Annotated in this window: 19 protein-coding genes and 1 pseudogene; 6 read left to right on the forward strand and 14 right to left on the reverse strand. The window is 61.7% G+C overall.

Features of this window, described 5'->3' with window-relative positions:
* Positions 1-16 precede the first annotated feature (16 nt).
* Positions 17-766, reverse strand: coding sequence for an SDR family oxidoreductase (locus AB4Y31_RS17095; protein ID WP_368674921.1), 750 nt, complete (start codon positions 764-766; stop codon positions 17-19).
* Positions 767-863: 97 nt separating this feature from the next.
* Between AB4Y31_RS17095 and AB4Y31_RS17100 the strand changes: the two genes are divergently transcribed.
* Together AB4Y31_RS17100 and acnB are read left to right on the forward strand one after the other, a co-directional pair.
* Complete coding sequence (locus AB4Y31_RS17100) at positions 864-1,778, forward strand: AraC family transcriptional regulator (protein ID WP_368674922.1); 915 nt, start codon at positions 864-866, stop codon at positions 1,776-1,778.
* A 182-nt stretch (positions 1,779-1,960) separates the two neighbouring features.
* Positions 1,961-4,546, forward strand: coding sequence for a bifunctional aconitate hydratase 2/2-methylisocitrate dehydratase (gene acnB / locus AB4Y31_RS17105; protein WP_368674923.1), 2,586 nt, complete (start codon positions 1,961-1,963; stop codon positions 4,544-4,546).
* 134 nt (positions 4,547-4,680) lie between these two features.
* On the opposite strand, the gene aroQ is transcribed toward acnB, so the two are convergent.
* The 6 genes from aroQ to AB4Y31_RS17135 are packed head-to-tail and all read right to left on the reverse strand — an operon-like array spanning position 4,681 to position 9,000.
* Complete coding sequence (aroQ, locus tag AB4Y31_RS17110; RefSeq protein WP_368674924.1) at positions 4,681-5,121, reverse strand: type II 3-dehydroquinate dehydratase; 441 nt, start codon at positions 5,119-5,121, stop codon at positions 4,681-4,683.
* Between the two features lie 21 nt (positions 5,122-5,142).
* Positions 5,143-5,979 carry a shikimate dehydrogenase gene (gene aroE / locus AB4Y31_RS17115; protein ID WP_368674925.1) on the reverse strand — a complete coding sequence of 279 codons (837 nt, stop codon included), beginning with the start codon at positions 5,977-5,979 and terminating at the stop codon, positions 5,143-5,145.
* 6 nt (positions 5,980-5,985) lie between these two features.
* A complete protein-coding gene (locus AB4Y31_RS17120) occupies positions 5,986-7,200 on the reverse strand; it encodes a CaiB/BaiF CoA transferase family protein (RefSeq protein ID WP_368674926.1) in 1,215 nt (404 codons plus the stop codon).
* A complete protein-coding gene (locus tag AB4Y31_RS17125; RefSeq protein WP_368674927.1) occupies positions 7,200-7,658 on the reverse strand; it encodes a MaoC family dehydratase in 459 nt (152 codons plus the stop codon). Before AB4Y31_RS17125 ends, AB4Y31_RS17120 begins: the two co-directional genes overlap by 1 nt.
* Positions 7,659-7,660: 2 nt before the next feature.
* Entirely contained in the window at positions 7,661-8,053 is a 393-nt protein-coding gene (locus AB4Y31_RS17130; protein ID WP_368674928.1) for a VOC family protein, read from the reverse strand.
* Positions 8,050-9,000, reverse strand: a complete 951-nt coding sequence (locus AB4Y31_RS17135) for a ketopantoate reductase family protein (protein ID WP_368674929.1) — start codon at positions 8,998-9,000, stop codon at positions 8,050-8,052. The genes AB4Y31_RS17130 and AB4Y31_RS17135 overlap by 4 nt, the downstream gene beginning before the upstream one ends.
* Before the next feature lie 106 nt (positions 9,001-9,106).
* On the opposite strand from AB4Y31_RS17135, the gene AB4Y31_RS17140 reads away from it, so the two are divergent.
* Positions 9,107-10,018, forward strand: a complete 912-nt coding sequence (locus tag AB4Y31_RS17140; RefSeq protein ID WP_368674930.1) for a LysR family transcriptional regulator — start codon at positions 9,107-9,109, stop codon at positions 10,016-10,018.
* 109 nt (positions 10,019-10,127) lie between these two features.
* Here AB4Y31_RS17140 and AB4Y31_RS17145 read toward each other — a convergent pair whose 3' ends face one another.
* The 7 genes and pseudogenes from AB4Y31_RS17145 to AB4Y31_RS17175 all read right to left on the reverse strand — a co-directional run bounded on the left by AB4Y31_RS17145 (position 10,128) and on the right by AB4Y31_RS17175 (position 17,539).
* The gene (locus AB4Y31_RS17145) at positions 10,128-10,643 is read right to left on the reverse strand and encodes a LuxR C-terminal-related transcriptional regulator (RefSeq protein ID WP_368675318.1); all 516 of its coding nucleotides are present in this window, start codon (positions 10,641-10,643) and stop codon (positions 10,128-10,130) included.
* A 123-nt stretch (positions 10,644-10,766) separates the two neighbouring features.
* Complete coding sequence (locus tag AB4Y31_RS17150) at positions 10,767-12,128, reverse strand: MFS transporter (RefSeq protein WP_368674931.1); 1,362 nt, start codon at positions 12,126-12,128, stop codon at positions 10,767-10,769.
* Between the two features lie 129 nt (positions 12,129-12,257).
* Positions 12,258-12,584, reverse strand: a pseudogene (locus AB4Y31_RS17155) (MFS transporter); the annotation flags it as partial.
* A gap of 18 nt (positions 12,585-12,602) precedes the next feature.
* Positions 12,603-14,084, reverse strand: coding sequence for an aspartate/glutamate racemase family protein (locus AB4Y31_RS17160; protein WP_368674932.1), 1,482 nt, complete (start codon positions 14,082-14,084; stop codon positions 12,603-12,605).
* On the reverse strand, positions 14,081-15,358 hold the full coding sequence (locus AB4Y31_RS17165; RefSeq protein ID WP_368674933.1) for a dicarboxylate/amino acid:cation symporter: 1,278 nt from the start codon (positions 15,356-15,358) through the stop codon (positions 14,081-14,083). Before AB4Y31_RS17165 ends, AB4Y31_RS17160 begins: the two co-directional genes overlap by 4 nt.
* Before the next feature lie 186 nt (positions 15,359-15,544).
* The gene (locus tag AB4Y31_RS17170) at positions 15,545-16,459 is read right to left on the reverse strand and encodes a LysR substrate-binding domain-containing protein (RefSeq protein ID WP_368674934.1); all 915 of its coding nucleotides are present in this window, start codon (positions 16,457-16,459) and stop codon (positions 15,545-15,547) included.
* A gap of 42 nt (positions 16,460-16,501) precedes the next feature.
* Positions 16,502-17,539 (reverse strand): LacI family DNA-binding transcriptional regulator, encoded by a 1,038-nt coding sequence (locus AB4Y31_RS17175; RefSeq protein WP_368674935.1) that lies wholly within the window; start codon positions 17,537-17,539, stop codon positions 16,502-16,504.
* Between the two features lie 315 nt (positions 17,540-17,854).
* Between AB4Y31_RS17175 and AB4Y31_RS17180 the strand changes: the two genes are divergently transcribed.
* The 3 genes from AB4Y31_RS17180 to AB4Y31_RS17190 are packed head-to-tail and all read left to right on the forward strand — an operon-like array spanning position 17,855 to position 20,922.
* Complete coding sequence (locus tag AB4Y31_RS17180) at positions 17,855-19,090, forward strand: ABC transporter substrate-binding protein (RefSeq protein WP_368674936.1); 1,236 nt, start codon at positions 17,855-17,857, stop codon at positions 19,088-19,090.
* Between the two features lie 17 nt (positions 19,091-19,107).
* Positions 19,108-20,055, forward strand: coding sequence for a carbohydrate ABC transporter permease (locus AB4Y31_RS17185; RefSeq protein WP_368674937.1), 948 nt, complete (start codon positions 19,108-19,110; stop codon positions 20,053-20,055).
* Between the two features lie 15 nt (positions 20,056-20,070).
* Positions 20,071-20,922 (forward strand): carbohydrate ABC transporter permease, encoded by an 852-nt coding sequence (locus AB4Y31_RS17190; RefSeq protein ID WP_368674938.1) that lies wholly within the window; start codon positions 20,071-20,073, stop codon positions 20,920-20,922.
* Positions 20,923-20,970: the final 48 nt, after the last annotated feature.

The raw sequence follows: 20,970 nt of genomic DNA on the forward strand, positions 1-20,970 counted from the left end.
CGTCCTGGCCGGCGCGCTATCGAGACCGCGCGTCGTACCACTCGATGGCGTCTTCGCCGGCTGGAATCATGAACGGACTCGACGCGTCGTTTGCGGCGAGCCACACCGCTTCGGCGACATCCGCTGCATGCGTGACAGTCGTCTCTTTCTGCCAGTTCGCGAAGATCTGCTGCACGATTGCGCTGTATGGCTCGGGAAAACCGTCCTTCATGCGTGCTTGCGCGTTCTCGCCAAAGCGCGTGGATGGTGCACGTCCCGGCAGCACCACGCGTACGCGCACATTGAACGGCTCCAGTTCGAGCGCGAGCGATTCGCTGAACGCGTTGACCGCAGATTTGCTGGCGGTATACACCGATAGCAGATGCAGCGGTCTGCAAGTGACGGTCGATGTGACGTTGATGATCACGCCTTCCCGGCGCTCGCGAAACTGCGGCAATACCGCCTGTGTCATCGCGATGGTGCCGAGCGTGTTCGTTTCGAAGATGTCGCGCACAGTGTCCATCGGCGTGCCTTCAAGCGCGTTGAGAAAGCCGATGCCGGCGTTGTTGACAAGCACATCGATAGGGCCGGCAGCATCGATGACCCCACGGATGCTCTGCGGATCCTTCACGTCGAGCGCGAGGATGGACAAACGATCGGAACGTGGCAACACGTCTTCCCGCGGCGTGCGCATCGTGGCGATCACGCGCCATTCGCGATCCAGAAAATGTCGCGCAACCTCGAGGCCAAAACCGGACGAGCAGCCGGTGATCAATACCGTCTTCATGTCGACTCCTGTGTGGTAACAGTCTCAGCACGATACGTCGGGACAGGCTGGACTGGCTACAATCGAACGTCCACATTCCATTTGTGTTCGTCCGATCATGACCGATCCTCTCGCTGATGTCGTCATGCTGCTCCAGCCGACTCCGACGTTCTCGAAAGTGCTGAGTGGCGCAGGGCGCTGGCGCGCGAGCCGCACGGAAATCGGACAGCCGTTTTATTGCGTGGTACTGGATGGATCGCTTCGTCTGTCCGTGAATGGCCGGGACCCGCTCATTCTCCAGGCCGACGACTTCGTCCTCGTGCCCGAAGTGTTCAGCTTCACGATAACAAGCATCGATCCGCCGGATGGTGACGGCCTATCAAATAATGCGCCGACAGCGCTACCCGATGGCAGCTTTCGTTTTGGCGATGCGTCCACCGCGCCGGATGCGCAATGGCTCGCGGGTATGTGCGCGTTTGGTTCGCCCGACGCGGCCTTGCTGGTTTCGCTGCTGCCCGAACTCGTCCTTGTGCGTGGCGATCGCCGGCTTTCGATCCTCGTCAAACTCGTGCGGGACGAATCGCGTGCGCAGCGGCCCGCACGCGAAGTCGTATTGGCGAGCCTGCTCGAAGTACTGTTCATCGAAGCGTTGCGATCGGTGCAAACGGGTGCATCGCCCGGACTTGTCCGCGGTCTTTCCGATGTCCGTCTTGCGCTCGCCATCCGTGAGATGCACGAAAATCCGGCAAAGCACTGGACAGTCGCACAACTGGCGAAAATAGCGGCGCTCTCGCGCTCCTCTTTCTTCGACCGCTTCAGCCGCGCAGTCGGCGTCGCGCCGATGGAGTATCTACTCTCCTGGCGTATGGCCATCGCGAAGAACCTGCTGCGACAGAACACATTCAGCATCGCGACGATCGCGGCGCGCGTGGGCTACAGTTCGGCCAGCGCATTCAGTGTCGCGTTCGCGCGTCATGTCGGCGTACCGCCGACGCAGTTTGCGCAAGACGCCGTGGAGAGCGCCGCTCGATAAAACGCATGTCGGGAGAAACGGCGACAACGTAGGGGGTGGTACGCATACCCTACTCTTATATAAGATATAAGACATTTGACGCCGCATGCCATTGCCATTAGAATCGCGATCCGAAGCAGTGTCCGCTATACCGGAGTGCCTGATAAGCCTTCCCCTGAACCGCAAAAAACAGCAGGTCCCCCATGCTTGAAAACTTTCGTGCTCACGTGGCCGAACGCGCCGCGCTCGGTATTCCTCCCCTGCCGCTGACGGCTCAGCAGACCGCCGAGCTGGTGGAACTGCTGACGAAACCGCCCGCGGGCGAAGAGCAGACCCTGCTCGATCTCATCACCCACCGGGTCCCGGCCGGCGTGGACGAAGCCGCTCGCGTGAAGGCGGGCTTCCTTGCCGCCGTGGCCAAAGGCCAGACGGCCTGCCCGCTGATCTCGCGCGCCCGCGCCACCGAACTGCTCGGCACGATGCTGGGCGGCTACAACATCCAGCCGCTGATCGAACTGCTGTCCGACGCCGAAGTGGGGCCCGTCGCCGCCGACGCGCTGAAAAAAACCCTCCTGATGTTCGATCAGTTCCACGACGTCAAGGAACTGGCCGAGAAGGGCAATGCCAACGCCCGCGCCGTCATGCAAAGCTGGGCCGACGCGGAATGGTTCACCAGCCGGCCCGAAGTGCCGCAAAGCCTGACGATCACCGTCTTCAAGGTCACGGGCGAAACCAACACCGACGACCTCTCCCCCGCCCCTGATGCCACCACGCGTCCGGACATTCCAATGCACGCGCTCGCGATGCTGAAGAACGCCCGTCCCGGCATCACCCCGGAAGAGGACGGTAAGCGTGGCCCGGTCAAGTTCATCGAATCGCTGAAGCAAAAGGGTCACCTCGTCGCGTACGTGGGTGACGTCGTCGGCACGGGCTCCTCGCGAAAGTCGGCCACCAACTCGGTGCTGTGGTTCACGGGTGAAGACATCCCCTTCGTTCCGAACAAGCGCTTCGGCGGCGTGTGCCTGGGCGGCAAGATCGCCCCGATCTTCTACAACACGATGGAAGACGCCGGCGCCCTGCCGATCGAACTCGACGTCTCGAAGATGGCAATGGGTGACGTGGTCGAGTTGCGCCCATACGAAGGCAAGGCCCTGAAGAACGGCGAGGTGATCGCCGAATTCCGGGTGAAGTCCGACGTGCTGTTCGATGAAGTGCGCGCCGGCGGCCGCATTCCCCTCATCATCGGCCGCGGATTGACCGCCAAGGCACGGGAAGCGCTGGGTCTGCCCCCGTCGACGCTTTTCCGTCTGCCGCAGCAGCCGGCCGATAGCGGCAAGGGTTTCTCGCTGGCCCAGAAGATGGTCGGCCGCGCCTGCGGCCTGCCCGCAGGCCAGGGCGTCCGCCCGGGTACGTATTGCGAACCGAAGATGACCTCGGTCGGCTCCCAGGACACCACCGGCCCCATGACCCGCGACGAACTGAAGGACCTGGCGTGCCTGGGCTTCTCGGCCGACCTCGTCATGCAGTCGTTCTGTCATACCGCCGCCTATCCGAAGCCGGTGGACGTGAAGACCCACCAGACGCTGCCGAACTTCATCAGCACGCGCGGCGGCATCGCGCTGCGCCCGGGCGACGGCGTGATCCACTCGTGGCTCAACCGCATGCTGCTGCCCGACACCGTGGGCACTGGCGGGGACTCGCACACGCGCTTCCCGATCGGCATCAGCTTCCCGGCAGGCTCTGGCCTCGTCGCCTTCGCGGCCGCCACCGGCACGATGCCGCTCGACATGCCGGAATCGGTGCTGGTCCGCTTCAAGGGCAAGATGCAGCCGGGCGTGACGTTGCGCGACCTGGTCAACGCAATCCCGCTCTACGCGATCAAGCAAGGCTTGCTGACGGTTGCCAAGCAAGGCAAAAAGAACATCTTCTCGGGCCGCATTCTCGAAATCGAAGGTCTGCCCGATCTGAAGGTCGAGCAAGCGTTCGAATTGTCGGATGCTTCCGCCGAGCGCTCGGCCGCCGGTTGCACGGTCCATCTGAACCAAGCGCCGATCATCGAATACCTGAACAGCAACGTCACGCTGCTGAAGTGGATGATCGCTCAGGGCTATCAGGACCCGCGCAGTCTGCAGCGCCGCATCACGGCGATGGAGCAGTGGCTGGCCGATCCGCAACTGCTGTCGCCCGATGCCGACGCTGAGTACGCAGCCGTCATCGAGATCGACCTTGCGGACATCCACGAGCCGATCGTGGCCTGCCCGAACGATCCAGACGATGTGAAGACGCTGTCGGACGTGGCCGGTGCCAAGATCGACGAAGTGTTCATCGGCTCGTGCATGACCAATATCGGCCACTTCCGTGCGGCGTCGAAACTGCTCGAAGGCAAGCGCGATATCCCCGTCAAGCTGTGGGTGGCCCCACCGACCAAGATGGATCAGAAGCAGTTGACCGAAGAAGGTCACTACGGTGTTTTCGGCACCGCCGGTGCGCGTACCGAAATGCCAGGCTGCTCGCTTTGCATGGGCAACCAGGCGCAGGTGCGTGAAGGCGCCACGGTCATGTCGACCTCGACGCGCAACTTCCCGAACCGGCTCGGCAAAAACACGAACGTGTACCTCGGCTCGGCGGAACTGGCGGCCATCTGCTCGCGCCTGGGCAGGATACCGACCAAGGACGAGTATATGGCCGACATCGGCGTGATCAACGCCAACGGTGACAAGATCTACAAATACATGAACTTCGATCAGATCGAAGACTTCAAGGAAGTGGCCGACACCGTCAATATGTAAGCACGCTGTTGGGCTGCCGCGTGAGGTATTCGTCGTAGCGCGATGCCATGGCGCCGGGGGCTGAACGCCCGCGGCGCTTTTTTTTCGGGCGTTGCGCCTAGTGTCCTAGCCTCATTGCAATCCTCGTGCGTCGCTCAATCGCGGAGCGCAGCATGGGCCGCCCGCAATGCGAGAAGATAGCTGTCAACCCCGAAGCCACAGATCTGTCCTTTGACGATATCGGCGAACACCGAATGGTGCCGAAACGCTTCCCTCGCATGAATGTTCGACATGTGCAGTTCCACGATCGGACACGTGAGGATCGCGAGTGCGTCGCGAATGCCGTAGCTGTAGTGCGTCCACGCACCGGCGTTGATCAGCACGGCGTCCTTGCCCTCTTCGAACGCACGATGAATGCGCTCGCACATCGCCGCCTCGCTGTTCGTCTGGAACGATTCGACGTGCACGCCCAGTTCCGCGCCCAGTGCCTGCAGCCTCGCATCGATCTCGGCTAGCGTGACCGTGCCGTACTGCGCGGGGTCGCGCTTGCCGAACATGTTGTGATTGATGCCGTGAAGCATCAGGATGCTCTTCATTTTCTTTCTCCCTTTGCGCACTCAGTCGAGCGGCACGGTGAGACGATCGATCACCGCGCTCGTCTCGGGACGCACACCGCGCCACCATGCAAACGCTTCGGCTGCCTGCTCGACGAGCATGCCGACGCCGTCGGCGACACCGAGCACGCCTGCGTTGCGGGCAAGCCGCAAAAACGGCGTGAGCCGCTTGCCGTACGCAAGCTCGTAGGCGGTGCCATAGGGGCTGAAGACGCTCGGTGGCACGGGCGGCAGTTCACCTGTCAGGCTTGCGGAGGTCGCGTTCACGACGACATCGAAGCGCCCCATCGCCGCGAGATCGCCGTAGCCGCACGCATGCAATCCCGCGTCGTGCGGGCCGACTTGGGCTACCAGCGCCTCCCCTTTCGACACGTCGCGGTTGGCAACGACCAGATCGGCGGGACCCGCGGCGAGAAACGGCAGCAGCGCACCGCGTGCGGCACCGCCCGCACCGAGCATCAACACGCGTTTGCCGGTAAGCGGCACGCCGAGATTGACTTCGATATCGCGCGTGAGTCCGATGCCGTCGAAGTTCTCTGCAACGATCCGGCCGTTCTCGAACTTGAGGGCATTGGCGGCGCCCGCCAACTTCGCGCGCTCGCTGCGCTCGTCGGCGAGCGCGAACGCCCTGAGCTTGAACGGCGCAGTGACGTTCATGCCCTTGCCGCCGTCGGCGGCGAACCCACGCACGATCCGCTCGAAGCCATCGTCAGGATCGAGCGGGCCTTCGATTGCAACATATGACATCTGCTGCCGAGTCGCCTCGGCAAAGAGGCCGTGGATCAGCGGAGATTTCGTGTGTGCTATCGGATTGCCGATCACTGCATACTGGTCACTCATGATGTCTCACTTCGCGTAAAGAACGCCTTCGGTTTGCATCGCGTCGATCTCCGCAGTGGAAAAGCCGAGCGATTGCGCGACCTCCGCGTTGTGCTGTCCGAGATCGGGGGCGACCTCGCGGATCGTCGTATCGCAATCAGAGAAGCGGAACGGCAGATTGGGCAGGCGCAGTGTCCCGTAACGCGGATGGTGCTGTTCGACCACCATGCCGCGCGCCTGAATCTGCGGATCGTCGAGCACCTCGTCGATGCGCTGCACCTTCGCGCACGGCACATCGATGCCGTCCAGCAGTTCGAGCACCTGAGCGACCGGGCGCGCGGCGACCCACGGCTGCACGACGGACAGAATCGCCTGCCGATGCGCGTTGCGGCCCGCGCTATCGTGAAAGCGCGCATCGCCGCCGAATCCGGCGGGCCCGCCATGCGTTTCGATCAGCGCGGCGAAGCGCTTCCATGCATCGTCCACCTGCGCCGCGATCACGAGGTCGCCGTCCGCCGCGCGAAACACGCCATAGAGGGTCGACGTCGGCATATCGTGGCCCGTCTGCTCCGGCAGCACGCCTCGCAGCGTGTAGCATTGCACCGCATACTCGTGCATGGAGACGAGCGTGTCGTACAGCGCCATGTCGATGTGCTGTCCGCGTCCGCTCTTCACTCGCCCGAGCAGCGCTGCGTTGATCGCGGCGACGGCGTGAATGCCCGTGTACATATCGCCGAGCGATATCCGCAGCAGCGGCGGCGGCTCGCCCGGCGTGCCGACCATCTGCATGATGCCGCTCTTCGCTTCCGCGATTAGGCCAAAGCCTGCACGATGCGCATCGGGGCCCGTGTGGCCATACGCCGAGATCGAACAGTAGACGAGGCCCGGATTGCTCGCGGATAGCTGAGCGTAGCCCAGCCCCAGCTTATCCAATGCGCCGGGGCGGTAATTCTCGACGAACACATCCGCCGAGTCGCACAGGCGCCGCATGAATTCCTTGCCGCGCGGGTCTTTCATGTTGACGCTGACACCGCGCTTGCCCATGTTGAGTTGCAGGAAATAGCCGCTCTGCTGGTCGTCGAGCACCGTCGCGTGCTGGCGGCCGGCGTCGCCGCTGCCGGGACGCTCGACCTTGATGACTTCGGCGCCGAGCGCCGCGAGGCAACGCCCCACGTAGGGGCCGGCGAGGAAGTGGCTATAGTCGACGACGCGTATGCCTTCGAGGGGACGGGTCTGCTGCATCAATAGGCTCCCGGTCGGCGCGGCACCATCAGGCGATGCTCGCCGCGTTGAACGATCTGTCCATCCTGATTGATCAGCTCGGACGGCAAGACGACGATGCCCCAGCCGGGACGGCTGTTGCTCGGCCGCATTGCGCCGATGCGAAACTTCACGTGCAGGACGTCGTTGACCTTGATGGGCAGCAGGAAATCCCAGGTCCAGCCGAGCGACATGCCAGGTAGGAAGCGATAGTCGCTCTGCGTCTTGAGGCCGTCGGCAATCGACAGCCCGAACAGCCCATGCGCGACGAGGCAACCGAAGTGGCTCGCATTGGCATACGCCTCATCCACGTGCACGGGCGTGTGGTCGCCCGTCAGGTCGGCATAGGCAAGGATGCGCTCCTTCGTCACCGTGTAACTCGGGCTTACGCACTCGTCGCCTTCGCGGGCGTCGTCCCAGTACTTCTCGATGATGGTCATGGTCATGCCTCCGCGCGCGGGTCGATTCCCAGCGCCTGCGCGACGCAGGACGCGGGCCTGGCTTGGATCAGCTCGATGGCGAGTCCGTCGGGCAGGCGCAGCCAGTTGCGCCCTTGGGGCATCTCGCTGACGGCATAGGGTCGAGCCGCGGCGAGTGCCGCTTCCAGGTCTTCGCACATGATCCCGAGATGCGCGAGTCGGCCTTCTGGGCCCTCGTACTGCGGCGCGTGAATGAACTGCAGGCCGCCGAGCGTCCAGTACTGACGCGGCGCGTCGACGGTGCCGTCGACTTCGCGCATCGTCATGCCGAGCACGTCTTCGAAAAAGCGGATGTGCCAGCCGATGTCCTTCACCCAGATGGCCACGTGTTCCAGATAAGCCTTGGAGCCGCTCATGCCGTTGCCTCCTTGCGTTGTTGATCGGCCATCGCGCGTTCGATGCCCTTGATACATGCGAGCAGCGTCGCGTTGACGGGCGTCGGCACGCCGAGCTTTTGTCCCCAGCGCACCACCGAGCCGTTGATGAAATCGACCTCCGTTACCGAGCCTTTTTCGAGGCTCTGCAGCATTGAAGTCTTGAACGCCGGAGAGAGGCCTTCGGCCGCGAGCGTCCAGGCTTGCTCGGGATCAGTCATCGAAAGCCTGACGCCAGCCGCCTGTGCCGCCGAGATCGCCTCGGATACGGCCGCCAGGGCGGTCGATTTGAGCAGCGGCTCTTCGTAGAGTTGTCCGTAAGTGAGCCGCGTGATGCCCGTGAGCGCGCCCGTGGCGACGTTGACGAGCAGCTTGTCCCACATCGTGCCCATGATGTTGTCGCTGACTGTCGTGATCAGGCCGGCTGCATTGAACGCGCCGGCGACGGCTTGCACGCGGGGCGTGAACTGACCGTCGAGCTCGCCGATGTAGGTCAGCTTGCCGGTGACGCCCGACTGGATATGTCCCGGACCTTGCAGCACGCCGCCGACATACGTCTTGCCCGCCAGCACGCGCTCGCGGCCGACGATTTCGGCGAGGATGTCCTCGTGCCCGAGTCCGTTCTGCAGCGAAAGCACAACCGTCGGCGGCCCGACCAGCGTAAGGGCGCCGCGCATCGCGGCGTCGGTGTGAAAGGACTTGACCAGTACGACGACCACATCAGCCACGCCGACTTCATTCGCCTGAGTCGTGGCGCGCACGGCAATGCGCCGCGAACCGTTGGCATCGTCGACCAGAAGGCCGTCGCGGCGCATCGTTTCCACATGTGCGGGCGAACGGCCCAGCAGCCACGTTTCGTGGCCGCCCTCCGTGAGAGCGGCGCCGATCGCGCAGCCTAATGCGCCGGCGCCGAGAATCGCAATCTTCACTTGGCTCCTCCTTGACGTGTAGTGACACGATAGGAGCTGCCATTCATATCCGCAATGCAATGAGTACAATGTCGTCATTGCATATTGCAATAACTCATCTATCGCCATGATACCGACCGACCTGCCCGACCTCAAACTGCTGCAACTGTTCGACCTGCTCTACGACACGCGCAGCGTCACGCGTGTCGCTGAGCAATTGGGTCAGAGTCAGCCGACCGTCAGCATCTGGCTCGGGCGGTTGCGCGAGCATCTGCAGGATCCGCTTTTCATCCGGACACCCGGCGGTATGGCACCAACGCCGCAGGCCGACGCGTTGATCGGGCCGTGCCGCGCAATTCTCGAATCGCTGAGGCGCTTCCTCGCGTGGGAAATCGCGTTCGATCCCGCCACGGCGCAGCGGCGCTTTCGCATCTGCATGACGGACGCGAGCCACATCACGCTACTGCCCAGAATGCTCGCGCATGTGCGTGCTCAGGCGCCAGGCGTCCGGCTCGAGGCGGCGAGAATCGACGGCAACACGGAACGCGCGCTCGAGTCGGGCGAAGCCGACCTCGCGATTGGCTATGTGCCCTGGCTCAGCGGCGGCATCTATCAGCAGCAGCTTTACCAACAGGACTGGGTGTGCCTGACCAACCGGCATCACCCGCGCGTTCGCTCGCGGCTCGGCTTGAAGCAGTACCGCTCGGAGGGTCACGTCGCCATCGAATCGGGAACGGGTGCGCAATTGCTCGAACAGGCGCTGGCCCGTGCACGCATCGAGCGTGACGTCGTGCTGCAGTTGCCGGGCTTCCTCGGACTCGGGACGATCGTCCAGACCACGGATCTCGTGGCCACGCTGCCTCGTCACATCGGCGAAACGCTCGCGCGGGGCAACGATCTGGCCGTCCATCCGTGCCCGATTCCGGTGGACGGCTTCGCCGTCCGCCAACATTGGCACGCGCGGTATCACCATGAGGCCGGGAATCGCTGGCTGCGTGGTGTGGTCTTTCAGTTGTTCGGCGTTTCACCACGAAAGTGAATCTACGGGCGCGGCGATCCATTTCGCGCTGAATGCGACCGCGCCACCTCATAACGACATGCCAGCCTCGGCGAGCTTGCTTCCGTCCTCTCAGCGCATGGCGCAGGACTCAGGCAAGCAGCCGCGCGATGAGGTCGGGGGTCCCTCGCACGCCGTATTTTCGCAGGAGGCTTGCTCGATGGATGTCCACCGTGCGCGGGCTGATGTTGAGCTCCTTGCCGATCTCCTTGCTCGTCAAGCCATGGACGAGCAATGCCGCGACGTCGCGCTCGCGCTCCGTCAACGTGCTCGCGACGTCGGGCTGCTTCCCGCTCTCCGATAGGTCGGCAAAGGTCCAGACCGCCAGCTCGAAAGGCCGCTTTGGGTTATAGCCAAAGCCGCAAACGGTGACCCAGAAATGGGTTCCGTCGATGCGCCGCATGATGCGGTTATCGTTGAGCACCGCCCGATTTGCGATGAGCGGCGCGAGGCGCTGACCGATCGTCGTAAAGTCCTTCTGTTGTGGGTAGAGTTTGGAGAACGAATGACCGATGATGTCGCTGCGAGCGGCCCTGAACAGTTCCAGGGCTCTTGCATTGCAGTCCACCATGATGCGCTCTCTGGCCACGATGACAGCGACGGGCAGATGCCTGAAGAGATCCTCCTAATCGAGGTTGGACATCGTCTCGGTCATGTTCGGCATTTTCGACGTTTGCCCGCGCATCTTATCGTTGAGCCTTGCGTAAGCGCGCACGCGCGAGCCGCCCGCTCAAATCGATCGTTCGAAAGCGTCTTTGACAGATTTTGCGGCGCTGGCGCGTTCGGCTGTGGCACCGGCTTCCTCGAGCGCGGTGCGGGACGTTTCGCTCAGCGAGAGGCCACCGATCATGGCAAAGATCGACACTGCGATCAGGTAGTACGCAGGCGACAGGTTCGTTCCGGTCACGGAAATCAACCATGTCGCGACGAGCGGCGCGGTGCCGCCGAAAATCGTATAGGCAAGGTTGTACGTGATCGCGGATGCGGTATATCGCGTCTTCGTCGCGAAGACTTCCGACAAAAGCGGTGCCGTGACGACGCCCGAGAGCACGGCGCCGATCGCGAGCAGCGCGACGCCGAGCAACAAGTGCGACAGATCACCCGATCCACCCAGCGAGAAAGCCGGATAAACCGATGCGATGATGAAGACGCACGTGCTCGCGACCGTCATGCGGCGGCCTACCAGGTCGGAGAAGAGGCCGGCGAGCGGACACAAGGCCGCGGCAAAGCAGAGCGCGAGCACCGTCACCAAGAGCGACGTGCCGCGCGACAAATGGCCGACCACCTGAAGGTACGTCGCGAAATAAGTCGTGAACGTATAGAACGAGAGCGCCGTCACGGAGATGAAGGCACCGAGCTTGAGGATGTTCCACGACTGCGAATGCAGCGTTTCCATCAGGGGCGCGTGCGCAACTTCCTTCCTTCCCTCGAGCGCCCGGAACGCGGGTGTCTCGTGCAGACTGACGCGCAGATAGACACCGATGAGGCCGATCGGCGCCGCGATCAGGAACGGAATGCGCCACCCCCAATCGACCATCGCTGCCGATGACAACGAGGACTCGAGTGCATAGGCGACGACCGCCGCGGAGGCAAACGACGAGAAAGTCGAAACCGGAACGAAGCTGCCGAAGAAAGCCCGGCGCCGGCGCGGTGCATGTTCCATCACATAAGCGCAAGCGCCCGCATACTCACCGCCCGCGGAAAACCCTTGGACGCAGCGAATGATGGTGAGCAACAACGGCGCCCAATAGCCGATGCGGGCATACGTCGGAACGAGGCCGATCAGCGTGGTGGACCCCGCCATCAACAAGATCGTGAAAGCGAGCGTTCGCTTGCGGCCGATCCGGTCGCCGACGATCCCGAAGAAGAGCCCGCCGAGCGGGCGAAACGCGAACGCGACCGCAAAGACCGCGAACGTCTTCAAAAGCCCGACCGTTGGATCGCCGCTCGGAAAGAACTCACGGGTCAGAATAGTGGCGAGGAATCCGTATGCGGCAAAATCGAACCATTCGACGAAGTTGCCTATCGAAGCGGCCGCGATGACGCGTCGCAGCGTTGCGGTATCGACTTCTCGCGTTGCTTGATTCGGCATGGTCCTCCCCCTTTCGCGTGTTCGGTTGCAGTCCGATGTCGAAACGAGAGTAGGTCCTCAAATTACTTAGGTCTATACGTGTCGATTACCTAGGTAATTGGTGACTGCAACGGGCGGTTCGCGGTTCACTCACTCGGGATTTTCACTAGGTACGAACTCGGCCGCAGCCGAACTCGGCCGGCGCATCCTGGCCGGTGCGGTTTCCTGGAGGAGCAGGCTGACACCGATGCCCAGCACCACTGCGCACACCGGCAACCATATGAAGTTTTGAATACCAAAACGAGTGGCTACGAATCCAGCCAGTGCCGGTGCGACGCGGCCGCCGAAAATTTCGCTTGCTCCCACGACGATGCCCATCGAAGTCGAGACCATCCCGGCGGGCGCGGCCTCGGTTGCGATTGGTCCGGATATCAGCGAGACGAGGCCGAGCGTAAAGAACGATGCGGCGAACAACAGCTAAGTGCCTACCCTTGCCTATTGAACGCGATGGGGCGTCGGTTCAGCCCCACGCGTCTTGGCGTAGCCAACGCACTTTCGCGCAAGCACTTCCGTCGGATCGACCAATTGCACGCGTGTACCGCGGCTGCCGATGAACTCGCCACTAGTAAGCAGGATGGGAAGTTCCGTACACCCGAGGACGATGACGCCGACGCCCTCTTCGATCAGCCCCTCGACGGCGGCGCGAATATCTTCCTGACACTGCCCCGATTTGAAGCCCGCCTTGACTCCCTGCTTTCCATAGATCGCTTCCATGACCCGCATCTGCAGCGCCGGCCCCGGTACAACGTGCCGCAATCCGTGGGACGCGAGCGCCTTCCGGTAGACTCCGCTCTCGATCGTGCCCGACGTTGCCAACAAGCCGACATCTCGAACATCGGGAAATGCTTCGCGCAGATAGCTGACCGTGACCGTGAGCATATTGACGATAGGTATCCCGAGATAGGGCTGAATTCGCTCGACGAACGCGTGAGCCGTATTGCAAGGGATCGCAATGAGATCCGCGCCGCCGTCTTCGAGCTTCTTGCACGTCGCATACAAGGAAACGGTCGGGTCCGCTCCGTCGCCGATGAGATTCTCGGTTCGATCGGGGATCTGCGGGTTTTGCTCGACGAGCAGCTTGATATGCTCTTGGTCGCGCGACGCAGGCGTATTGCCGACGATCTTGCCGAGAAAATCGACCGTCGCAGCCGGCCCTACGCCACCCACGACACCGATTTTGAAAACCGGCGACGAAGAATCGAATCGGCCCGACACGACAAACTGCGCGTAGGCCAAGTTGGAGTCGACAAGCGGTACCTCGGTCAGCCCGAGTTCGTCCGCGACGAGAGCAATCTCAGTCAAGCCGGGAACGATGACTTCCGCGCCCTGCCCTGCGAGGTCGTCGCAGGCCCTGCGCAACAACTCGACGGGATGGCCGCGAAGATTTCCGCACTTGATACCGCCCGCCCCATACACCGCGTCGGTCACAAGATCGATATCATCGACACGTCGCGGGTGGACGACTTCGAATTGCGGCGCGGCAAAGTACCGCTCGAAGAGCCGCTTCTCCCGCATATAGTCCGATGTCAGCACACCGATGCGTTTCGCGTCCGGATACTTCTTTTGCACGTGAGCGTGAACGGCCTCGACGATATCCGCGATCGTCAAGCTCGTGTTCGCCTTCAGCTCGTCGACAAACGTATGACTGAGAAAGCATGGCAGCACGACGGTCGTCACGCCCCGCCGCTCGAAGTCTCGGATCATGTCGAACACGTAGAGCTTGCGTTCCGTCGTCGCCATACTGCCCGCCCCTGAACCTCTGAACGGGTGCTGCTCGAATATGACGTCGGCATGCTCCACGTCGGATGACGCCGGCGTAGCTTTGATGAGCTTGAAGAACACGTCGGCGCTCGCCAGCGGTCCCAGCCCACCGATCACGCCATACTTGCGCCGGCTTTGCCCAACCACCGAGATCATCTTACGTCGAGCTCCGGTTGTGCGAATGACGCTTCGCTCACATTCGACTGGCGCGCAGCTTCCCATTTCGCAATGACGGCGGTAGCAATGCCATTGCCAATGACGTTCGTCATCGTGCGGCCCATGTCGAGAATCTGGTCGATCGCGAGGACCATCGCCACGCCCGATGCGGGCAAATGGAACAACGGCGCAACAGCGGCGACCACGACCACCGATCCCCTCGGCACGCCCGCCATGCCCTTGCTGCTCAGCATCAGAACGAGCAGCATGAAGATCTGCTCGGTGAGCGGCATTTGGATACCAAAGGCTTGCGCGATGAAAATCGCCGCGAACGCTTGATACATCATGGAGCCGTCGAGATTGAAGGCGTAGCCCAATGGAAGCGTGAATCCGACCACCTTCTTGTCCACGCCGAACTTTTCCAACTGCTCGGTGAGGCGCGGATAAGCCGCCTCGCTACTCGCCGTCGAGAAGGCTATGAGCGCGGGTTCACGCACCGCCTTGAGCAGGCTGCCGACACGTCGCCCGAGAAACAGCGAACCCACCCCGATCAGGATCGCCCACAGGATGAGCAATCCGAGGTAAAACGAACCGATCAGCTTTCCATAGGTATAGAGCACGTCGAGACCGCGCAAGGTGACCGCCGATGCAATCGCCCCGAATACGCCGATCGGTGCGGCGCGCATTACGTAGTTCGTCAATTTCAGCATCACGGGCACCAAGCCATCGATCGCCTGAATGACGATGCCGACGCGCGCGTCACGCCTCAGCGCGCTGAGCGCGATCCCGAGGAAAACCGAAAACACGAGAATCTGCAAAATGTCATTGCGCGCCATCGCATCGAGCAGGCTCGTCGGGAACGCGTGCGTAATGACGTCTTTGGCGTTCAAGGCTGATGTATTGAGACCCGTGTTCGCCTCGCTGGCACTCGCAGTCAAATGCAGGCCCGTGCCGGGCTCCAGCAAATTGGCCATGACGAGGCCGAGGCAAAGCGAAATCAGAGACGCTGAGAGAAACCATCCTACCGAGCGAAAACCGATACGGCCCACGTCCTGGCCGCTGTCCATCCCGGCCAAGCCGGAGACGAGCGTCGCGAACACCAGCGGCGCGATGATCATCTTGATCAGCCGCAGGAAGATGTCGGTAACGATCGAGAAATAGCCCGCCACTGTCTTGAGCGAAGCCGGGTCCGAAATACTTGCGTGACAGGCATAGCCGGCAACGACGCCCAGTATCATGCCGACCGCGATCGATAGGGTAAGGCGATTTTTCATATGCATCCGTCCTCAGGCTGCGCTGAACGGGCAGAAGGTGCCCGGCATGCGCAAGATAAAGGCTGAAAGCCGCAGGAGGTAATCGCCGCTTTCGACCGTCAGACGGGATGGTACGGAGAGTCAAAAAAACGGCGATGCTTTTACCGCATCGCCATATGCGAATCGTGCATAACCTGCGCGAAACGCTTACCCGAGCGAAGCCGAGCTCGCGCGCAGATGCTGCCAAAGTGCGTTCAGGAGATCGTTGCGATTGGAAGAATCGCGATACACGCGTAGCTCGATTTGAAGCTTCCATGTCGCGGTTCCCGCCGGCACCAGATCCCCGGCCGCGAGTTCCGCGGCAATGGCGCTTTGCGGCAGCCAGGCGACCCCTTCCCCCTCGATGACGAGTTTCTTCAGCACCTCGGCCATATCGGACTCGTAGTGCAACTGCAGCGCGGGGGGCTCTGCCGCCCGGTCCAGAAGCAACGCGAGGCAACGCCCGAAGTAACTGGTCTCCGTGTATGAAATGAGCGGCAGCGGCTGTTGCCTGGTGCCCGGGAGGCGAAAGGCAGGTGCCGAACGCGAGTTCGGCTTGCTGACGGGCATCAACGTGTCGATCCCGACAGTGACGTGCTCATACCTTTCGGGGTCGAGGTGAAGCGGAAGCTCGGGGTGGTGATAGGCGAACATCAGTTCGCAGTTTCCGTTCACCAGCATCAAGATCGAGTCGTGAACGTTCGTCGGAATGACACGCGCCCGCACCTCGCCGAAATGCGTCGAGAGCGCCTTCAGCCAGCCCGGCAGGAAATTCAGCGCGATGGTATGACCTGCCGCGATCTGCAGACTCTTGCCGGCGATTCGCTGTTCGGTCCGGATGATGGCTCGCGTGTCGTACAGCTTGGCGAGGACATCTTCCGCCGCTTCGCGAAACAGTTGTCCCGCCGGCGTCAGGACAGGCGGAAAACCGCTGCGGTCGATGAGCTCCGCGCCGACCCATTGCTCGAGCGACTGGATTCGACGGCTAAAGCCTGACTGAGTGACGTTGCGGAATTCCGCTGCCCGCGAAAAGCTCTGATATTGAGCTAGCGCGATGAAATCCTCGATCCACTTGATTTCCATGGCTTCCTTTCATGTCGGGATGGTGACGCCGAGACTTCGCGCTCACCGCAACCGGGCCGTGGACCCCCGAACGACGAGCTTTGGTGCGGACGTATGCACGACCGTCGCTTCGGTCGCGCGTCCCGCCATGAGCTCGACGAGCAGATTGACCCCTTTCTCCGCCATTTCGGCCGTGGGTATCGCGACGGTCGTCAGGCCAGGGCGAGATTGGCGGGCCGGGATGATATCGGTAATGCTCACGACCGATAGATCGCCGGGCACCGAGAACCCGAGATCGCTCGCCGCGTTCAACACACCCAAAGCGGGAAGATCGTTGGAAACGAAGATCGCGGTCAGGTCCGGGCGCGCCGAGAGCAGATCCTTCGCCGCCTCGTAGCCATGCTCGAACGAGTCCTCCGTGAAGCGCTCGTCAGCCGTCGACTGACGAATCTTCGCCGCTCGCACGACCTCGCGGAACCCGGCGTATCGTCCGCCATGGATGCCATGTTTCGGACTGCCGACAATCGCCCCGATACGTCGATGTCCGTACTCGACGAGATGCTGAGCCGCGAGCTTGCCCGCGCCTTCCGAATCGAACGTTACGCAAGGTATGCCGGGCGGCTCGTCGGGCCGCTCCCAAACGCTGATGACCACGGGAATACCCCGCTCTTGAAGCGCGCGCAGTTCATCGATCGGCAGGTCGGCGTTGTTTGCCACGAGGACGCCGTCCGACAGCGATCCTGCGACCTGCTCGAGAAACCCGGTGCCTCTATCAGGTTCATGATCCGTATTGCAGACGAGCAAATGACGCTCGTGCTTTAGCGCTTGCAAGTTCGCCGCAAGTGCGAATTCCGGATAGAAGGGGTTCGTGATGCAGCTCAGCATCAAGGCCAGAGTCGGCGCCTTGCGTTCAACGAGCGCGCGCGCCGTCAGGTTAGGCCGATAACCCTGGCGCTCCGCCGTCTCGAGCACGCGCCGTCGCGTCTCCTCGCTGACACGGCCGCGGCCGCGCAGCACGTTCGAAACGGTCATGACCGAAACGCCCGCTTGCGCCGCCACGTCCTTGATGGTCGCGGCAGGGTTGAATAGTTTGCTGCTCATCCGAAGCACACTCGTCGATGGGAACGACAACATGTCGTTTTTAATGTTATGCGATCCGCCGCCGAGTACGCCGCTTCCCCCTCGCCCTCGAAAAGCGCTTGCGCATGTGGCTTGTCGGGCGTAGAGTCTAGCGCAAATGCAAGTAGCGTTGCTCCAGGTCAGGCCCTCCGGCCTTTTTTTAAACACTTGTGGTGTAACGTTAAACCAACGAAGCGGAGACATGGCGGCATCACACTGAAAGGCGTGACGCAGGCGTATCGAGCGCCGATGGCCGCGTAATGCCGAGACTTCGATAAACGACATCCGGAGACATCCATGAAACGACTGCCTTTGCTCTCGGCTTTCGCTATCGCCCTTTCCTTTGCCAGTGCCGCCCATGCGGGCACGCTTCAGCTCAACGTCGCATTCAAGGGCGGCGAGCAGCGCGCGGTATGGGAGCAATTGATCCAGCAATTCGAGAAGGCGAACCCGGATGTCACGGCAAAGGTGTCTTTCGTCGAAGAGGAGACGTACAAAGTCCAGCTTCCCAGTTGGCTGACTTCGGTCGCCCCGGACGTCATCAATTGGCATGAGGGCGAACGTATGGCGTACTACGCCCGCCGTGGCTTGCTCGAAGACTTGTCGACCGATTGGCAAAGGAACGGATGGAATTCGCAGTTTGCTTCATTGAAAACGCCTTCCTCTTACCAAGGAAAACAATTTGCGATGCCCACGCAGTATTTTGCGTGGGGTCTTTACTATCGGAAAGACTTGTTCGAGAAAGCCGGGATCAAGCATGAGCCCGCCACGTGGGACGAATTCCTCGAAGCCTGCCGCAAGCTGAAGGCCGCCGGGATCGCGCCGATCGCGGTGGGCGGCCGCGATTCGTGGACGCTTGCGGCATGGTTCGACTACCTCGACCTTCGCATCAACGGCTATGCCTTCCACATGCAACTCATGAACGGGGAAATTCCCTATACGGATGCGCGCGTGAAGAAGGTCTATGAGGCGTGGAAGACGCTGATCGACGACAAGTATTTCATCGACAATCCGCTCTCGTACAGCCTCGATTCCGTCCAACCGCTCTACATCCAGGGCCAGGCCGCAATGATGCTGATGGGGACCTTCCTGTCGCCTGGCCTGCCGCCGGCGACGAAAGCGCAGACGGGCTTTTTCCGCTTTCCGACGATCGACACCAAGATTTCGGCGGCAGAGGATGGGTCCGCGGAGTGCCTCAACGTTCCCGCTCGCGCATCAAACAAACCGGATGCCCGTAAGTTCCTGGCCTTTATCGGTCGTCCTGACATCGATGGACAGCTTGCAAAAGGCATCGGGACGCTGCCCGCCAACAAACAGGCCCCCATGCCCGAAGATCCGATCGCGAAAATCGGATTTCAAATTCTCTCGAATACCACGGGCGGTGTCGCGCAATTCTATGACCGCGACATGACGAAGGAAATGGCAGACGAAGGGATGAAGGGAATGCAGCGATTCATCACCGACCCGGCGAAGCTCGACGAGATTCTGCAGCACCTGGAAGAGACGCGTAAGCGCGTCTACCACCTGTCGTAACCGCATGAGGCTCGGCCATGGCTCCCGCCGAAACGAGAACATCGGTCAGTAACGGTTCGCCAGCAGACTCGTTTTATTCGATCCGTCACGTCTCGACATCCAAGCGGTCGGCCCCGCTCGCGAGCCGACGCAAGCGGGCCGCGATCCTGTTTTTGCTGCCTGCCTGCACGATGTTCTGCATTTACGTGATCTATCCGATCATCAGCAGCGTCTGGCTGAGTTTTTACAGCTGGGACGGCATGAGCGACAAGGTCTTTGTCGGGCTCGCGAATTACCAGGAGCTCCTGCATACCGACACGTTCTATACGGCGCTGAAGAACAACTTGCTATGGCTCGTGCTCTTCTTGCTGGCGCCGCCGATCGGCCTCGCGTTCGCGCTGTATCTCAACCAGAAAGTGCGCGGCATTCGGCTCGTCAAATCGTTGTTCTTCTCGCCGTTCGTCTTGTCGGGCGTCGTGGTCGGCCTCGTTTTCAGCTGGTTCTACGACCCGGCCTTTGGTCTCCTGAAGCTCATCATCGGACATGGCATTCCCGTGCTCGGCGACGAGCGCTACGCGACGCTCGGCGTGATAGGAGCCGCGTTGTGGCCGCAAATCCCGTTTTGCATGCTGCTCTATCTGACGAATCTCACGAGCATCAATCCCGAAATCATCGAGGCCGGCCGCATCGAAGGCGCGACCGGCTGGTCGCTGCTGTGGCACATTGTCTTGCCTCAGCTGCGGCCCGCGACCTTTCTATCGGTCGTCCTGACCGTCATCGGCGCGCTTCGCAGCTTCGACCTCATCGCGGTCATGACAGGCGGCGGACCATTCGACAGTTCGACGGTGCTCGCCTATTTCATGTACGACCAGGCGATCAAGTACTTCCGATACGGCTACTCGGCGGCGATCGCGGTCGTGCTCTTTCTCATCATGCTCGTGTTCATCGTCTATCAGTTGCGCCGCCTGCTCCATACGGACCGGTAACGAGGAAAACCCGCCATGTATCCCACGCCCATCGACAGATGGAGTCCGGTCGGACGAACGCTCTACAAGATATCGTTGCCGATCGCGCTCGCCATCTGGCTGCTGCCGCTCATCGCGGTGGTCGTCACTTCGGTTCGCTCGACGAGCGAATTGATGATTGGAAACTACTGGGGCTGGCCCAGGCACTTCGGCTTGATCGAAAACTACCGAACGGTGCTCTTCGGATCACCGATGTTGCATTACTTCCTCAATAGCTGCCTCATTACGATTCCATCAGTGACCGGGGCCATCGCTCTGGCCGCGATGGCCGGGTTTGCACTCGCGACGTATCCGTTCAAGGGCAACCCCGCGATTCTGGGAACGTTCGTGGCCGGCAACTTCGTACCGATCCAGGTGTTGATGATCCCCGTGCGCCAATTGACGCTGCATCTCGGGCTCTATAACACTGTTTGGGGGCTCATTCTCTTCCATCTCTCATTTCAGACAGGCTTTTGCACGCTGTTTTTACGCAACTTCATCAAGGAACTGCCGTACGAGCTCGTCGAAGCCGCCCGTATCGAAGGCGCCAACGAGTGGCAGCTTTTTTGCCGAATCATCCTGCCGTTGATCGCGCCCGCACTCGCCGCGCTCTCGATCCTCGTTTTCACGTTCGTGTGGAACGACTACTTCTGGGCGCTTTGCCTGACACAGGGTGACGAGGCAGCACCGATCACCGTCGGTGTCGCCGCGCTGAAGGGGCAATGGACTACAGCGTGGAACCTCGTCTCGGCCGGGTCGTTGCTGGCTGCACTGCCATCCGTCGTGCTGTTCTTCGCGATGCAGAAACACTTCGTCGCCGGGCTGACGTTCGGCGCAACGAAGGGCTGAGCAAACGAATCTCCAGATCAGGTGCCGCGAGCGAGTCGACTCGACTCC

Origin of the sequence: Trinickia sp. EG282A (genome assembly GCF_040965455.1) — a bacterium.
Taxonomy (GTDB): domain Bacteria; phylum Pseudomonadota; class Gammaproteobacteria; order Burkholderiales; family Burkholderiaceae; genus Trinickia; species Trinickia symbiotica.

Excerpts from the sequence above, each read along its gene's own strand:
- AB4Y31_RS17095 (WP_368674921.1), bottom strand. The coding sequence starts at position 766 with ATGAAGACGGTATTGATCACCGGCTGCTCGTCCGGTTTTGGCCTCGAG.
- AB4Y31_RS17100 (WP_368674922.1), top strand. The coding sequence starts at position 864 with ATGACCGATCCTCTCGCTGATGTCGTCATGCTGCTCCAGCCGACTCCG.
- acnB (WP_368674923.1), top strand. The coding sequence starts at position 1,961 with ATGCTTGAAAACTTTCGTGCTCACGTGGCCGAACGCGCCGCGCTCGGT.
- aroQ (WP_368674924.1), bottom strand. The coding sequence starts at position 5,121 with ATGAAGAGCATCCTGATGCTTCACGGCATCAATCACAACATGTTCGGC.
- aroE (WP_368674925.1), bottom strand. The coding sequence starts at position 5,979 with ATGAGTGACCAGTATGCAGTGATCGGCAATCCGATAGCACACACGAAA.
- AB4Y31_RS17120 (WP_368674926.1), bottom strand. The coding sequence starts at position 7,200 with ATGCAGCAGACCCGTCCCCTCGAAGGCATACGCGTCGTCGACTATAGC.
- AB4Y31_RS17125 (WP_368674927.1), bottom strand. The coding sequence starts at position 7,658 with ATGACCATCATCGAGAAGTACTGGGACGACGCCCGCGAAGGCGACGAG.
- AB4Y31_RS17130 (WP_368674928.1), bottom strand. The coding sequence starts at position 8,053 with ATGAGCGGCTCCAAGGCTTATCTGGAACACGTGGCCATCTGGGTGAAG.
- AB4Y31_RS17140 (WP_368674930.1), top strand. The coding sequence starts at position 9,107 with ATGATACCGACCGACCTGCCCGACCTCAAACTGCTGCAACTGTTCGAC.
- AB4Y31_RS17150 (WP_368674931.1), bottom strand. The coding sequence starts at position 12,128 with ATGCCGAATCAAGCAACGCGAGAAGTCGATACCGCAACGCTGCGACGC.
- AB4Y31_RS17160 (WP_368674932.1), bottom strand. The coding sequence starts at position 14,084 with ATGATCTCGGTGGTTGGGCAAAGCCGGCGCAAGTATGGCGTGATCGGT.
- AB4Y31_RS17165 (WP_368674933.1), bottom strand. The coding sequence starts at position 15,358 with ATGAAAAATCGCCTTACCCTATCGATCGCGGTCGGCATGATACTGGGC.
- AB4Y31_RS17170 (WP_368674934.1), bottom strand. The coding sequence starts at position 16,459 with ATGGAAATCAAGTGGATCGAGGATTTCATCGCGCTAGCTCAATATCAG.
- AB4Y31_RS17175 (WP_368674935.1), bottom strand. The coding sequence starts at position 17,539 with ATGAGCAGCAAACTATTCAACCCTGCCGCGACCATCAAGGACGTGGCG.
- AB4Y31_RS17180 (WP_368674936.1), top strand. The coding sequence starts at position 17,855 with ATGAAACGACTGCCTTTGCTCTCGGCTTTCGCTATCGCCCTTTCCTTT.
- AB4Y31_RS17185 (WP_368674937.1), top strand. The coding sequence starts at position 19,108 with ATGGCTCCCGCCGAAACGAGAACATCGGTCAGTAACGGTTCGCCAGCA.
- AB4Y31_RS17190 (WP_368674938.1), top strand. The coding sequence starts at position 20,071 with ATGTATCCCACGCCCATCGACAGATGGAGTCCGGTCGGACGAACGCTC.